Source organism: Brevibacillus sp. AG, assembly GCF_028369215.1.
Classification (GTDB): Bacteria; Bacillota; Bacilli; order Brevibacillales; family Brevibacillaceae; genus Brevibacillus; species Brevibacillus porteri.
Map to the genome: position 1 here is coordinate 102,649 of NZ_JAQMYO010000001.1, position 15,114 is coordinate 117,762.

The following is a 15,114-nucleotide window of genomic DNA, read 5'->3' on the forward strand; positions in this document are numbered from 1 at the left end:
GAAACAAGGGGTGAGCGAGCTGTGACGACAAGCAAAATCCAAATGTCTTTGCAAACGAGAATGATCTTATTGATTACTATTGTAATTATTCTGATTGTTTCGTCAGTTAGCGCGGTATTTTCTTCCATTGTTGCGTCTTCGATCGAAGAGCAGGTGGGCAAAAAAGCATTGAGTGTGGCGAAAATTGTTGCCAGCGATCCTGAACTGCGTAGTGCTTTTTCAAGCGATTACCCTCCTGCGCTCATTCAACCCATTGCTGAAAACGTCCGGATGCAAACCGGAGCAGAGTTTGTGGTCGTGGGGAATCATGAGGGAATTCGGTATGCGCATCCGATTCTGGAGCGGATTGGAAAGGAAATGGTGGGAGGAGATAACGAGCCAGGACTCTCGCATGGTCAATCTTACATATCGAAGGCGGTCGGCAGCATGGGACCATCATTGAGAGGGAAGGTGCCGATCAAAAATGAAAAAGGGGACATCATCGGAATCGTATCCGTTGGGTTCCTGCTGGAAGATATCGAGGAGGCCATTGACCTCTACCAAGACCGCATCCTGATCCTGACTCTTCTCGCCTTGTTGTGTGGTGTGGCTGGTGCGATTGCACTCAGTCGCTATTTAAAGCGCTTAATTTTGGGATTGGAGCCAGAGGAAATCGCATCCTTGTACGTAGAGAGAAATGCTGTACTGGAGTCAGTCCGCGAAGGCATCGTGGCGATTGACCGCAATAAGCGCGTCACGATGATGAACAAGGCTGCCATTCGTATTCTGAACCTACCGGAAGAAGAGTTTCATCGCAAAGATATCGTGGAAGTGCTACCAGACAGTCGTATGCCAGAAGTTCTGGAATCAGGTGAGCATCAATTAGATCGCGAGTCCATTATGAGCGGAAAAGAAATCATTGTGAATCGACTTCCGATCAAGTTCGGAGGGAAGGTCGTAGGAGTAGTCAGCAGTTTTCGTCCCAAATCGGAAATTGACCAGCTAGCTTCTGAGTTGTCCCAAGCGAGGCGTTATGCGGATGTTCTTCGCGCCCAAACACATGAATTTCACAATTTGTTGTATACCATTTCTGGTTTATTACAGCTTGGCTCGATTCAAGAAGCGGTCGAGCTGATTACGAGTGAAACGTCCGCACAGCAAGAGATGATTTTGTTTTTGGCGAAGCAAATTCCAGATCCGTTAATAGGGGCATTGCTGTTAGGCATGCACAACCGGGCCAAGGAGTTGAAAATTCAATTCGTCATCCATCACGACAGTCACTTGAAGGAGCTCCCACCGACGATCAACCGACAGCAGATCGTGGTTTTATTGGGGACACTGATCCAAAATGCGTTGGAAGCGGTCAATGAGCCAAGCGTCGAGTACAAACGAGTGGAGTGTTACTTATCTGACACGGGCGATGAGATCATGTTCGAAATCGAGGACTCGGGACCGGGAGTTGTGGAAGAATTGCGAGAAAAAATATTCGAGCACGGTTTCTCAACGAAAAAAGGCGAAGATCGCGGAATTGGTCTGGCCAAGGCGCATGGAATTATTAACGAATTGGACGGCTATATTCTCATTGGCAAAAGCGAGCTAGGAGGTGCACTTTTCACAGTATCCCTACGCAAAAGAATGGAGGTGGCGTCTTGAGAAAGCTGGAGGTTCTCATCGTAGAAGACGATATGCGGATTATCGATATCAACAAACGATTTGTCAGCAAGATTGAAGGTTTTGAAGTTATTGCTACAGCAACGAATGGGACGGATGCTAAAGAATTGCTTTCTTATACCCGCCCTCAACTCGTTTTGTTGGATGTGTACTTGCCTGACATGCTGGGAACAGAGCTGGTCTGGTTTATTCGGCAACATTACCGCGAAGTAGACGTGATCATGATCACCGCAGCCAAGGAAATGGAAATGGTACAGGAAGCGCTACGTGGCGGAGTATTCGATTACATCGTCAAGCCGCTGGTTTTCGAGCGTTTTCGTGAACGGTTAGAAAGCTATCGGGAGCACGTCATTCGGACGAGAGAAGCTGTCGAGGTGGACCAGGAAGTTATTGACCAAATGCTGACCAGAAGGCTGGTCGCCCCGAAAAATCGAGATGCGTTTGCACCAAAAGGAATTGACCTTTTAACTTTGGAAAAAGTGATCGAGGCGATCAGACAGACGGGAGACAAGGGGGTCTCGGCGGAGGAAATTGGCCGCGAGATTGGAACCAGCCGAACAACGGCACGACGGTATTTAGAATACTTGGTCCTTGAAAAAAAGGCGTGTGCTGAATTGATTTATGGCACAGTTGGCAGACCGGAAAGAAAATATCGCTATCTTCCATAATGTTCCATGAACAATATGAACAAAAAGTGATTAATTTTCAAAATAGACCTTATGCACGAAAACTATTCCCCTAGAGACCGCGGTGGTACATTATGTTCAAGCGTGATAGCGCTTACAAATAAGCGGGTTGAGGGGGATATTTGTTTGATGAAAAGAAAAAAAGTGCTAATCACAGTGTCCACTTTTCTTACACTAGCATTGGCTGCTTGTGGTGGAGGTACTGGAAATACGGGAACAGCAAGTCCAGGAGCACAACCAGCGCAAGCGCCGCAGCCTACCGCAGAGGCATCCAAATACCCAGAAAAGCCGATCGTGTATGTAGCTCCATCCGGTGCAGGTGGGGGCTGGGATAAGACAGCTCGCTCGGTCGCAAAGGTGTTGGCGGAAAGCAAGCTGGTTACGGAAACCATCACGGTAGAAAACAAGCCGGGTGGTGGGGGAACCGTGTTCTTGGCTGAGTATGTAAGCAAAGACAAAGGCAATCCTTATAAATTATTCGTTAGCTCTCCTCCTATCTTGATTAACAATAACAAAAAAGAGGGGAACAGCCCATTTGGCTACAAAAATGTCACACCATTGGCGCAAATGACGAAAGATTTCGGCACCCTCGTTGTGAAAGCGGATTCACCTCACAAGGACATCAAGAGCATGTTGGACGCGATCAAGGCTGACCCCAGCAAAATTACACTGGCAGGGGGCTCTGCTCCAGGATCGATGGATCATCTGATCGGGGTATTGCCAGCAGCCAAATATGGAATTGATCCGAAAAGCGTCAAATACGTATCGTATGATGGCGGCGGAGAAGCAATGGCAGCCTTGTTAGGAGGTAATGCAGATATCATTGCAACAGATGCTTCCAGCGTGGGTGAATATCTGAAAGCAGGTAAAATCCGCGTACTGGGCGTTACTTCTGATGAACGTCTCGGCGGCCAATTGAAAGATATCCCGACGTTAAAAGAGCAAGGCATTGATGCGACGTTCACGATTTGGCGCGGTGTCTTCGGTCCGGCTGATATGCCAGTAGACGCAAAAGCTTACTGGGATGCAAAGCTGAAAGAACTTTCCACGCATGAGACATGGACAAAAGAATTGGCTGCAAACGGTTGGGAAAGTGAGTACAAGGACGCTGCTGCTTTCTCAGCATTCCTGGACGAACAAGATAAGCAGGTCAAAGAACTGTTGACATCACTTGGTATGTCGAAGTAGGGAGAGGAGGGGTATCCCCTCCTTTTTCCACACCGTAGGAGGTATACATGAACCTGATGTTTGATCGTATCGGCAGCTTGTTTTTTGCGCTAGTAGGTGCACTCTTTATTGCTGAAAGTCGCAATATTTCGTCTAGTGCTTACGGAAGTCAGGTCGGACCGAATATGTTTCCATTTGGGCTTGGCGTCATCTTGATCTTGTTGAGCTTGCGACTGTTGTGGGAGACCTACAAGAAGGGCGTGGCAGCTTCCTCATCCGAGTCACAGAGTCCACTGCGATACAAGCGGTTCTTATTCATTTTGGCAGCGACAGTCTTGTATGTATTGGTGTTGGAGCAACTCGGTTATGTCATCTCAAGCTTCGCTTTCCTTCTGTACGCCTTCACTATGATGGGAAGTAAAAACATTCTTAAATCAGGAATCGTTTCCTTACTGTTTTCAGTAGGCGTTTATGTCATCTATGTGCATTTGCTAAAAGGTACGCTTCCAGGACTACCTGCCTGGCTAGGCGTCTAGGGAGGGGATAGATTAGCATGAGTGCATTGCAATTTTTGGCGGATGGTTTTCTCGTTGCCTTACAGTGGCATAATCTTGTCTTTGCCTTTATTGGCGTCCTTATCGGAACTGCGGTAGGGGTCCTTCCTGGCATCGGTCCAATGAGCGGAGTGGCGTTATTGATGCCCGTTACGGCTTCTTTGACTTCTGGCTTACCTCCTGAAAGTGCGGCGGCTAGCGCACTGATTTTGTTGGCAGGCGTTTACTATGGCGCGATGTACGGTGGTTCCACAACATCCATTTTGTTAAATACGCCGGGTGAATCCTCTTCAGTCGTTACGACATTGGACGGCTATCAGATGGCCAAACAGGGACGTGCTGGCGCAGCGTTGTCGATTGCAGCGATTGGTTCTTTTGTCGCAGGGCTCGTGGCGTTGATTGCTCTTGTGTTTTTGGCTGATCCATTATCCGATCTTGCTTTGAAATTCGGCCCTGCTGAATATTTCTCCCTCATGCTTCTCGGCTTGTGTGCGGTCAGCGGACTGGGGGGGAAATCGATGACCAAAGCCCTTATTATGACAGTCACGGGACTCTTGCTTGCGACAATTGGGATGGATACCGTTTCGGGTGTGGCGCGGTTTACCTACGATATTCCCGATTTGTACCAAGGCTTGGAGTTCCTCACGATAGCAGTTGGGTTGTTTGCCCTTGGAGAAGTGTTCAAGACGATTATCGAAGACGATCAATCCACAAAGGAAATTATTAAAGTGGGGCGGGTACTGCCTTCCAAACAAGACCTAAAAGAAAGTGCCGGACCGATTACACGCGGCTCATTGCTTGGGTTTTTCATTGGTGTTTTGCCTGGTGCTGGTGCTACCCTCGCATCCTTCTTCTCGTATATTTTTGAGAAAAAGCTGAGCAAAGATCCTAGCCGCTTTGGAAAAGGAGCGATTGCAGGTGTAGCAGCACCGGAGTCTGCAAACAATGCTGCTTCTGGCGGTGCGATGATTCCACTATTGACGTTGGGTATTCCAGGGTCCGGTACCACTGCTATTTTAATGGGTGCATTATTGATGTATAACGTACAACCGGGTCCGCTATTATTCAGTGATCATCCGCAGATTGCCTGGGGCTTGATTGCCAGTATGTTTATCGGAAATGTCATGCTGTTGATTTTGAACATGCCATTAGTGAAAGTGTTTGCCAAAATCATTGAAACACCGTCCCATTTCCTGATTCCGCTCATTATCGCGATTTCCGTTTTCGGTGTGTACGCTGTGCAAATCAGTACGTTTGATTTGATTTTGCTCGTGATTTGTGGGGTAGCTGGCTATTTCCTGACGAAAAACGATTTTCCACTGGCGCCGCTCGTCCTCGGCCTTGTGTTGGGACCGATGATTGAAAATAACATGAGAAGAGCGTTGACCACCTCGAATGGCGACTTCTCGATCTTCTTCACGAAGCCGCTTTCCGCTGCTTTTCTGGTTTGTGCGCTTCTGTGGTTGCTGATCCCTCTCTTCTTAAAGCGCAGAGGGAAGCAAGTCATTATCAGTGAAGAAGCGTAACACCCTACTATTTGTCTTGACAGTGTCCTCGCGAGCCCGTATCATTGGAAAAATTTCGGGAAACTGTTCTGCTTGATGGATGAAGCAGAACAGTAGAGGAGAGACAGACATGTTAAACATTGAACCTGTTATCTTAGAAGGCAAGCTGGTCCGATTGGAGCCGCTCAGAATGACACATGTGGATGGAATCTGGGAAGCAGGCGCATACAAAGAGATTTGGCCGCATATGTCCGTTACCATTCGAACGAGAGAAGATGCTCAGGCTTTTATTCTGCAAGCTTTAGAAAATGAACATGCCCAAACAGAATTACCATTCGTCATCATTCGCCAAGCAGATGAGCAGATCATCGGGAGCACGAGATTTTTAGGGATAGCGAAAAAGGATCGCGGATTGGAAATCGGGTTTACATGGCTGACCCCATCCGTCTGGAAAACGGGCGTCAATACAGAATGTAAATGGCTTCTCCTGCGCCACTGCTTCGAACAACTGGGGTGTATACGCGTACAGCTCAAAACAGATTCGCGCAATTTGAATTCGCAACGTGCCATTGCCCGAATCGGTGGCATTCGAGAAGGAGTCCTGCGCAATCATATGGTGTTGCCAGATGGATACATTCGCGACTCGGTATACTTCAGCATACTTGACTGTGAATGGCCAGAAGCCAAGCAAAAGCTGCAATTGTTGCTGTTTGGTGAATAAAGGCTTGGATTGATTGAAGGGCGTTCAGCGCATGTGTACAATAGGGGTGAACCAAGAGGGTTTACTCTGACAAGACCCGGAAAAGAGGGTATACATGAGACTGCGTTTGTCGCCACCGGGCTATTTATTGTTGCTCGGGGATCTGATCGCCTTTGTGCTGTTTGTTTATTACGGAAAAATCATTCATAACTACCCTGTTACGGTCATGGGGATTATCGAAACATTAGCCCCTTTCCTGGTGGGATGGATCATCGCGATTCTGCTTTTCAAGAGCTACGGACAGCGAACGTATGAATCTGCGGTTCGACAATTGTTATCTACACTGATTACGTGGACAGTAGCTGCACCAATTGGCTTACTGATCCGTTCCTGGTGGACAGGTGTACCGACTACGCTTATTTTTGCAGGTGTGACTTATTTCATTACGTTGGCCTTTTTGCTCGGGTGGCGTGTACCGTTCGCCATCGGATACGCGATCTACAAACGCAAGAGACTACTCGCAACCAGCTAATAAAGTGACCCGAATTGGTTACGCTATCCTATGAACGACTTAGGAGGTGAATCAATTGGGAAAGAACAACAACAGCAAGGACCTCGGAAAAAACCGTGGCAAAACGCTGGATGAAAAAGATCGCAACACGAATTTACGACAATCGAACCATAATGATCGAAATGAAGGAACTTCAAAAGACCGCTGAGCAATCAGCGGTTTTCTTCATTGATACAGGTCATGATGTGATATAATAGATTTTGTTTTTTTCTAGTGAGTGGAGGGAAACGTATGACGGAACCGATGCAGAATGTACAGCCGGTGACCTTGTCGTCACAGGCGTTTTTACTTTTGTGCAGACTATATGATGGCTGCTATGACGATTTGAAGCAAAATGAGCAGGTTCACGAACTCGTGGAGTCCATCGGTGATATTTTGCTGGCGGGTGTGGAGACATTGGAGAAACAGGAAACCAAACCGAAAAATATTACCTTTCCACTTACCGTGCAGCAGGCATTTTTCTTGCGTCGGCTCGTGGTTGAGCTGTTGGCTCAGTCGCCGACGGACAAAGAAGACCGAACGACGCAATGGCTACAGGAGTGTGTGACAGCACTCGCTGGAGGCGGTGTCCAACCTGATGTCGAGCATTCGTGAGCTGCATGTGATTACGAGCGGTCGGCATTCGCTTGATGAGGCATTGCGAATGGCAGAAGCTGCTTATGCAGGTGGTATGAACTTTTTACACATACGGGAAAAGCAGCGTACCGCAAAGGAATGCATGGACTGGGTAAAGGCATTGGCGAATGTCATCCCCCTTTCGGCCTTGATCGTGAATGATCGGGTGGACGTGGTTGCTGCGTCAGGTTGTGCCGGTGCTCACCTGGCATACCATAGTCTGTCTCCTGCGGAAGCGAGAATGGTGCTGAAGAAAGGTCAAAAAATAGGGCGTTCCGTCCATTCCGTGGAGGAAACACAGCAAGCCATTGCCGCACAAGTCGATTATTTGCTCTACGGGCATATTTTTGCGAGTGGTTCGAAGCCAGGTCTAGCGCCAAGAGGAACAACAGAACTTGCGCAGATAACAGCACGATGGGATACACCGATCATCGGACTCGGTGGCGTCACACCGGATCGGACGGCGCAAGTTTTGAAAGCAGGGTGTGCGGGCATTGCTGTCTTATCGGGGATCACCGATGCAACTGATGCCAAGTCAGCAGCCAGCGCTTATCGAGAGGCATTGGATCGTTGGGAGGGAAAATAAAGCATGCGAGATATACAAAGACTTCGGGAAAAGATGGGTGTCTACTTTGTCGTTGGTACGCAGGACTGCGGGTATTCCAGCGAGAAGACCGTGCAAATTGTGGAAGCAGCATTGCGCGGAGGAGTAGGCACGCTTCAGTTGCGTGATAAAGGAAGCAAGCTGACCGCTGAGGAACAATATGAGCTGGGCAGACAACTGCAACAGCTATGCCGTGACCATGATTCCGTATTTTTTGTGAATGACGATGTAGATCTGGCGATTCGCTTGGAGGCAGACGGCGTTCATGTCGGGCAAGATGACATGGCGTTGTCGGAGGTACGGGCTAAAGTCGGCTCCGAGATGTACATCGGTGTTTCGGCAGGTACGGTCGAAGAGGCGCTCACTGCCCAGAACGGTGGCGTTGATTGTATTGGTGTAGGAGCGATGTTCGCTACCCGTTCCAAGGCAGATGCTGGCGAGCCTATCGGACCAGATGGGCTAGAGGAGATCCGTAAGGCAGTCGGTCATGACTTGCCTATCGTCGGGATTGGTGGCATTACCTTGGAAAATGCTACTGAAGTGCTTGCTGCCGGGGCCGATGGAGTCGCGATTATCAGTGCGATCAGCCAGGCCGATTCACCTGAAGAAGCAGCGCAAGCGCTACAGCGAATTGTACGATCTCGTTAGCACGGACAAAGCGACGATTACATATGGTAGGGTAATAGAAACAAACCAGGATGATGCAATATTGGCGATCAAAAGGAGGTGAAGCCGATGAAAAATCGGATTTACCGTATCGGATATGAATGGGTGAGCAAACGGGAATTGCTCGAGCGATTGTTCATGACCGATTGCATTCTTATTGAACACAAGCGAATGCATCCCCCACCGGAGGATCAAGATACGGAATTGCCACCAGAAAAGGAAGTTCATGCTGTTTTGGTTCGCAGCCAGCGCCGCCCGGGTGAATGGGTGACGTTTAACGGGCTATACGAAATACAGTCGAGAGAGCCCATCCCCTGGATAGATTCACCGCTGGAGTACCATCAATTCGGAGTAGAGTTGATTCCTGGCAATATTCGCAGGGAAAAGGCACCTCAAGGCAGGATACCCGCAAGAACCAAGCTGCAGATCGCAGCAGTGCGACAAGATACGGTATTTGTCACTGTTCCTGGGCATCCATCTCGGCGCTACGAAATGTCAATGGCTCACGCGCGTTTTGCCAAGGATAACCCGACAGAAATGGAAATGAAGCTGCAAGTATACGCTTTTCCTCCACGCAATGATATTTTTGTGGATTGGTTATTGAAAGAAGGGCGTAAAACAGGAATCATTACGCGCCCCAATCAGGAAAGGGTAGAGAAATCAGCTTTTCAGGTGTGGGAGGATCTACGCCAAGAATACGGCATTAGTGTCAGTGCGGCATTGATTGCGATTAAACAGGCACTCATTGTTCTGGATCGTGCTGGTGTCGAGACTGACTTCCCATACCCGGCCCAAGAACGATCGGATTTATCTTTGTTCAGCGAATCGGAGCGAGATGCCTTTTATTCCTACCAATCCGTTCGATGCGCGATGGCCGCTGTCGCTGCGCTTCTGACGCTAGACCCCAAAGATCCATTGCAAGATACACTCTTGATGGATATCATGCTCGAGCAACAAATCAACCGCAGGCGCGAATAGCGTTTGCGGTTATTAGGTTTTTTACCAAAAGTAGTAGTATAATGGGAGCTGGTAGATGAACCCAATGAAAAGGATGTGTGACCATCATGTATGTATCCATGAACAGACTGACTGTACCAGCAGACTACCAATCCCATTTGGAACGCGCATTTGGTAATGGGGGAGAACGGATGAAGGAGGTTCCGGGTTTTTTGGAGTTCCTTTTCCTGGCACCAACGGAAGGTGACGAATACATCGTTTTTACGAAATGGACAGATGAGGAATCGTTTAAAAATTGGACAGAAAGCGAAGCTTTCAAGCGCGCGCATACAGGAACCAACCCAAATAGCCCGGTAAAATCGGATTTGCGCAATTACGCTGTCAAATCCCATTCATAAAGCGAAAGCATTTGTCTCTGCGGGGGCAAATGCTTTTTGGATAATTGAATAATAAACATCCTTTACCATTTTATGCTCGATCGTGATATGATAGAAAATGTTGGGAAAGCGTTTTCAGTCAAACGTGATCAGGAGGTGAAGGGTCCGAAAAAGGCAATAGATAACGCGCGATAATAGGATGCTAGCCGAGATTGTTTGTCTGTAAGGATAAGAAGAGAACCAGATTGGATGGTGTCATTCTCTGCACGAGGATATCATCAAGCCGCTTTACATCTTGTCTCATTTACGTCCATAATAGAGCCTATACATACTTGGAAAAATAGCCTCAATGAAGCACGGAGAAAAGGAGCCAGAGTGTTTTGAAAAATCGAATAAGTAAGTATCTTACTCATTTGGTCCCTGCGGCGGTGGCCAAGACGTTTTCCTTTCTTTCAGATCATCATTACTCTGCTTTGCTTCTAGAAGACCGCGAAAATACAGAGGCTTTGTTTGTTCAGCAAATCACGAAATGGATTGAAGTAGTAAAAGTAATCGACACGTATGCATTCGAACGAGAATTGAGCGAAATTGCGTATAAATTTTCGTTACTCGGAATGAATCTTACGTATTTACAGCAATTTTTGCGCAAGTGTCGAGACGTTATTATGGAAGAAATGAATATCAACTCATTTTCTCTTGCCACGACGGAAATGGAGCGAGTAGAGCTTTTGCAAGGACAGATTCGTCTCTATCAATCGATGGACTACATTTTGCATCAAATGGACGATGTCTTCAACAAAAATTCGCATCAATTTCCAGTTGAAAAAACACAAACTTCTCCTGCAACTTCGGCCAAAGGAGAAGATGTTACAATGCTCGCTGAACAGGAGCTTGTTCAATTGGTTCTGCAATCCAGCGATATTGCCGTCTTGATGATCGATCGCCAGTTAAGAGTCATTGAAGCGAATTACGCTGTCTGTCATTTGTTTGGCGTAGATCGGAATCAACTCATTGGTCAAAACATTGATCATGCCCTCCGCCCGCATATAAGCGAGCGTTTTGTTCAGTGGGTAATTGAACGCGCGCAGTCCGGCCATTATGTTGCGGAATACAGAGGCAAATGGACGACAGTGAGTACGAGCCCCATTTATTACGGTGGAGAGATGTGGGGAGCGATCGCCGTTCTTCGGAATGTTACGGAAAGCAAAAAGTACGAAGAAGAATTGAGCAAGCGAGAAGCGCTGGCAGCCGTTGGGCAGCTGGCTGCTGGGATGGCGCATGAGATTCGGAATCCACTGACAGCCATCAAGGGCTTCATTCAGTTGTTGCGGGAGCAAGGGGAAGCAAATCGTAGTGAATCTTATTTTTCAGTCATCTTAACGGAAATTGAACGCATTGATGGGCTATTGAACGATGTCCTGGTTTTGGCCCGGTACAGGGATGATAAAATCGTATCGGAACGTTTCTTAGTGATGGATGAGTTACATGGAGTCATTCGTTTACTGGAGCCAGAAGCAAATCGAAGAGGAATCAAGCTAGAGCTGGACATTGCACAAGGCGAGTGGCATGTGTTTGGTCATCGTTCGCGAATCAAGCAAGCCATCTTGAACATCTTGAAAAATGCCCTTGAAGCTTTGATGACCCAAGGCAACCTCGTTCAAGTGAAAGTGTACTCATCGCTCAATCAAGTCATCATTGTTGTGGAAGACAACGGACCCGGTCTATCAGATTCTTGCCTCCAAAATTTATTCGTTCCTTTTTATACGACCAAACAAGAGGGAACGGGGTTAGGATTGTCTACGACACAACGAATCATCGCGGATCACGGTGGCGAACTCTATGCGGAAAACTCTCCGAAACTAAAAGGAGCTCGTTTTGAGATTCGTTTACCTCTTTCCATTTCCTAAAAAAACAAAAAGAATTGTGACTGTAGACGGATCGGATATCCGTCTTTTTTTATGTTCGATTAAGCAGATGGTCCTATTCGCGAAAAAGTTGCAAGTCTTTCGAATCAATCTTTTTGTAAGTTGTTGTCAAGGCGTGTCGATCAGTGGAATAATTTACAAAACGGTTACAATTTGAACGGAGTTGAACAACGGTGATTCGGATGCTGAAAAGAAACGAAACGAGGTGGAGCTACTGGGAAGTTTGGTATGAGGAAACGGAGCATCTTTACACCGTTCATTACGGAAATGTAGGGGAAATTGGCGACTATTTTGCTGTAGTAGCGGAGCAGATTGAGGGAAGGCCTGACGAAGTTTTGCAGAACTGGGCAGAAGAGATGAAAGAACAAGGATATCAGGTCATGAAAGAGAACGATTTCCATCCGATGATCATTCGCTTTCCCCATTTGTGTGAGTCAGAGATTGAGATGCGCTATTTGATCGAACAGCTGTTGGACGAATGCTTGGGAAAGACTGGGAATGGCCACAGCGACGGTGGGGAAGACAGCGAGAGGACGTTGGCAGTCATTTGCCGGGTGATCGATACGAAGAAAGCGGCTGCTGCTGTATTTGAAGCGATGTCCAGCGCACAGCTGGTCGGAGGGTTTTCTATCAGCATAAAGCAGGAGGATGGAAACTTGATTCCACTTAGTCCTCCTGCCTAAAATTGTCTGATTTATTTCACGATTTTGTGCCGTAGAGCTTTGGCCACTGCCTGGGTACGATCCTCGACACCCATTTTTTGCAAAATCCGATGCACGTGTGTTTTTACAGTGCCTTCTGATATAAACAAGTTTTGCGCAATCTGATCATTTCGATAGCCATCTGCGATCTGTTGAAGTACATCTAACTCTCGATCCGTCAATTCATCTAGCAAGACTGATTGGGAAGAGGTAGTCGAATCAGGTGTCTCACGTTGACCTAGCAGAGCTTCGGCAAGGGCTTTTGCAGCTGTCACGGTGTGGAAGAGGGCTTCTCCCTGGTGGGCTCTGCGAATGAGGTCAAGCATTTCCTGAGAGTCGGCATCCTTTAGCATATAACCGACGGCTCCAGCACGAATCCCTTCCACCACATAATTGTGATTGTCAAAGGTGGTAAGAATCAATACCTTTGTGCGAGGATGCTGCTGCATGATTTCTTTTGTGGCCTCAATGCCAGATTTGTTAGGCATCTGAACATCCATCAAAACGACATCAGGTGCGAGGGCGCCAATCAGTTCAACAGCTTCCACGCCATCGGAAGCTTCCCCAATTACTTCCATATCAGATTGCATTTGAATGACATAACCCAACCCTTGGCGAATCATGGTTTGGTCATCTACTAGGACCACGCGAATGGCTCCTTCTTTTTGTTTACCGGTCATGTTCGCATGCTCCTTTCAGGTTCAGTCTGGCGAATCGGAAAGCTGAAATCGAGTTGGAATCCGTGAGGCTCTCGAATGCGATACGCGAGAGTTCCGTTCAATAACTGAATTCGTTCAGATATGCCAGTTAGGCCAAAACCAGGTTTGATTTTTTGGTCGCTCGTGATGCTTCCATCGTCTCGAATGGACAACAAAAGGATGTCCTTCTTTTGTTCAATGATGACGAGAATTTCTTTTGCGTCAGAATGACGTAGTGAATTGGTGATCGCTTCTTGCAAAATTCGATAAAACGTTATCGTCATTTCTTGAGAGAGCGGAATGTCCAGATCGGAGCATATCAACTCCATTTTTATTCCTGTATGCTTTTGAGCCTGCGACAAGAGAGCTCGCAGAGGTGTAAGCCCCAATGAGGTTTTATCCAGGGCCAATGTATGGACAGACGTGCGAATATCCTCCAGACTTTGCTTGGCAACACCAAGCATGTTGCGCACGGCTTCTTGTGCGTTGTCAGGTCCATCTTGCAACATATACTTCAAGGCATGTAGCTGGACAATGAGTGAAGTCAAACTATGGCCCAATGCATCGTGAATATCACGGGCAATTCTCGTTCGTTCCTCCAGAACCGCTACTTGAAGGGAATGAAGTGCTGCTTCTTGAAGTTGTAAGTGCGCCTCTTGCAACTCTGTATGTGCTTTTTGCAGCTGCTCCAGGTGCTGTTGGTTGGTTTCGTACGCTTCAGTTTGAATCCGATAGCCACGTGCGCCGATATAGCAACCCACATACGTAAGGATATAAGAGATGATGTGCGTGAATTTCAGGCTTTCTTCAAAATATAAAAAAAGCGTACTGCACGTACCAAAAAAAGTAGCATAAGCCAATGCACGGCGTCCATGAATGTGAAAACCGATAAAAACAGCGAGTGGGAGCATCAAGCCGAAGCCCTCTCCACCCAAGATGAGGGATTTTAGTAACGAGACAATTCCAAGCACGACTGTCACTAATTCGAATTGGAAAGGCTTCCATTTTTTCTTGGAAGTCCAAAATACCACAAGGTAACAAATAAATAGTACAATGGTAAGAGAAAATTGCAACGGAGTTTCCCGTTTAAATGAATCAGGAAGCAAAGCTAATACAATTAAGATGGAAAACCACATGATTAGTAAACGTTTTTGTATGGCTTTCATCATTATCTTCAACAATGAGAAGTCCTTCTTTCTCTGCCGAATAATCACTTAACTTCATTCTAGCATGCGTTGTCGTCTATCTCCAGATAGATAAATCCCTGTCAGAAATCTACCCCTGGGTAGACTTCACTACATATACATTTCAGTAGAATTATTTTTGGGAAATAAACGATTAGTTATGGGTGTGAAGTGGTTAAGTAAGGATGGCAAGGGAGGTTCTCATGAAAGAACTGATTCAGTTGGCAAAACTCCTGCAAGAAGCCAGTGTTTTGTTTACCACGATTTCTGAGCAAGAGCTGGATACAAGCGATGTAACTTGGCAACAGGTCTTGATTCTGGAGCAGCTTGGAAATGGGCCAAAAACGATGGGGGACATAAGTAAGACTGTCGGTCTTTCATACAGCACAACTTCCGGTCTCATTAACCGGTTGGAGCAGGAAAACCTGGTACGCAGGTTCCGAGACCAATCAGATCGACGAGTTGTGTGGGTGTCACTGACAGAGCGTGTATACCAACAGCGAGATGTGAAATGGGGAAATTCACAAACCGTTTAAAAATGGTTTGTTTCATCC

General features: G+C 47.0%; 18 protein-coding genes. 16 read left to right on the forward strand and 2 right to left on the reverse strand.

Annotated elements, in window-relative coordinates:
• Positions 1 to 21 precede the first annotated feature (21 nt).
• The 15 genes from POF51_RS00405 (at position 22) to POF51_RS00475 (ending at position 12,660) form a co-directional block, all read left to right on the forward strand.
• Positions 22 to 1,632: an ATP-binding protein gene (locus POF51_RS00405; RefSeq protein ID WP_271753163.1), complete on the forward strand. Its 1,611-nt coding sequence runs from the start codon at positions 22 to 24 to the stop codon at positions 1,630 to 1,632.
• A gap of 32 nt (positions 1,633 to 1,664) precedes the next feature.
• Entirely contained in the window at positions 1,665 to 2,318 is a 654-nt protein-coding gene (locus tag POF51_RS00410) for a response regulator (protein ID WP_442869501.1), read from the forward strand.
• Between the two features lie 147 nt (positions 2,319 to 2,465).
• Positions 2,466 to 3,524: a tripartite tricarboxylate transporter substrate binding protein gene (locus POF51_RS00415; protein ID WP_271753167.1), complete on the forward strand. Its 1,059-nt coding sequence runs from the start codon at positions 2,466 to 2,468 to the stop codon at positions 3,522 to 3,524.
• Positions 3,525 to 3,571: 47 nt separating this feature from the next.
• Entirely contained in the window at positions 3,572 to 4,039 is a 468-nt protein-coding gene (locus POF51_RS00420) for a tripartite tricarboxylate transporter TctB family protein (protein ID WP_017249100.1), read from the forward strand.
• A 17-nt stretch (positions 4,040 to 4,056) separates the two neighbouring features.
• Positions 4,057 to 5,583, forward strand: coding sequence for a tripartite tricarboxylate transporter permease (locus POF51_RS00425; protein ID WP_106833259.1), 1,527 nt, complete (start codon positions 4,057 to 4,059; stop codon positions 5,581 to 5,583).
• Between the two features lie 109 nt (positions 5,584 to 5,692).
• Positions 5,693 to 6,283, forward strand: coding sequence for a GNAT family N-acetyltransferase (locus tag POF51_RS00430; RefSeq protein WP_271753171.1), 591 nt, complete (start codon positions 5,693 to 5,695; stop codon positions 6,281 to 6,283).
• Between the two features lie 94 nt (positions 6,284 to 6,377).
• Positions 6,378 to 6,794 carry a DUF3054 domain-containing protein gene (locus tag POF51_RS00435; RefSeq protein ID WP_271753174.1) on the forward strand — a complete coding sequence of 139 codons (417 nt, stop codon included), beginning with the start codon at positions 6,378 to 6,380 and terminating at the stop codon, positions 6,792 to 6,794.
• 55 nt (positions 6,795 to 6,849) lie between these two features.
• Complete coding sequence (locus POF51_RS00440) at positions 6,850 to 6,981, forward strand: hypothetical protein (protein WP_017249096.1); 132 nt, start codon at positions 6,850 to 6,852, stop codon at positions 6,979 to 6,981.
• Positions 6,982 to 7,064: 83 nt separating this feature from the next.
• The gene (locus POF51_RS00445; RefSeq protein WP_017249095.1) at positions 7,065 to 7,427 is read left to right on the forward strand and encodes a hypothetical protein; all 363 of its coding nucleotides are present in this window, start codon (positions 7,065 to 7,067) and stop codon (positions 7,425 to 7,427) included.
• Positions 7,411 to 8,034, forward strand: a complete 624-nt coding sequence (locus tag POF51_RS00450; protein ID WP_069844783.1) for a thiamine phosphate synthase — start codon at positions 7,411 to 7,413, stop codon at positions 8,032 to 8,034. The genes POF51_RS00445 and POF51_RS00450 overlap by 17 nt, the downstream gene beginning before the upstream one ends.
• A 3-nt stretch (positions 8,035 to 8,037) precedes the next feature.
• Positions 8,038 to 8,700 (forward strand): thiamine phosphate synthase, encoded by a 663-nt coding sequence (gene thiE / locus POF51_RS00455; RefSeq protein ID WP_069844784.1) that lies wholly within the window; start codon positions 8,038 to 8,040, stop codon positions 8,698 to 8,700.
• 87 nt (positions 8,701 to 8,787) lie between these two features.
• Positions 8,788 to 9,696 (forward strand): hypothetical protein, encoded by a 909-nt coding sequence (locus POF51_RS00460; protein WP_069844785.1) that lies wholly within the window; start codon positions 8,788 to 8,790, stop codon positions 9,694 to 9,696.
• 86 nt (positions 9,697 to 9,782) lie between these two features.
• Positions 9,783 to 10,073: an antibiotic biosynthesis monooxygenase family protein gene (locus POF51_RS00465; protein WP_007727197.1), complete on the forward strand. Its 291-nt coding sequence runs from the start codon at positions 9,783 to 9,785 to the stop codon at positions 10,071 to 10,073.
• Between the two features lie 359 nt (positions 10,074 to 10,432).
• Positions 10,433 to 11,959, forward strand: coding sequence for a two-component system sensor histidine kinase NtrB (locus tag POF51_RS00470; RefSeq protein WP_069844786.1), 1,527 nt, complete (start codon positions 10,433 to 10,435; stop codon positions 11,957 to 11,959).
• Positions 11,960 to 12,150: 191 nt separating this feature from the next.
• Positions 12,151 to 12,660: a hypothetical protein gene (locus POF51_RS00475; RefSeq protein ID WP_017249089.1), complete on the forward strand. Its 510-nt coding sequence runs from the start codon at positions 12,151 to 12,153 to the stop codon at positions 12,658 to 12,660.
• Positions 12,661 to 12,671: 11 nt separating this feature from the next.
• Here POF51_RS00475 and POF51_RS00480 read toward each other — a convergent pair whose 3' ends face one another.
• Entirely contained in the window at positions 12,672 to 13,358 is a 687-nt protein-coding gene (locus POF51_RS00480) for a response regulator (protein ID WP_017249088.1), read from the reverse strand.
• Positions 13,355 to 14,590, reverse strand: a complete 1,236-nt coding sequence (locus POF51_RS00485) for a sensor histidine kinase (protein ID WP_069844787.1) — start codon at positions 14,588 to 14,590, stop codon at positions 13,355 to 13,357. Before POF51_RS00485 ends, POF51_RS00480 begins: the two co-directional genes overlap by 4 nt.
• 173 nt (positions 14,591 to 14,763) lie before the next feature.
• On the opposite strand from POF51_RS00485, the gene POF51_RS00490 reads away from it, so the two are divergent.
• Positions 14,764 to 15,096 carry a MarR family winged helix-turn-helix transcriptional regulator gene (locus tag POF51_RS00490; protein ID WP_007727206.1) on the forward strand — a complete coding sequence of 111 codons (333 nt, stop codon included), beginning with the start codon at positions 14,764 to 14,766 and terminating at the stop codon, positions 15,094 to 15,096.
• The last annotated feature ends 18 nt before the right edge of the window (positions 15,097 to 15,114 follow it).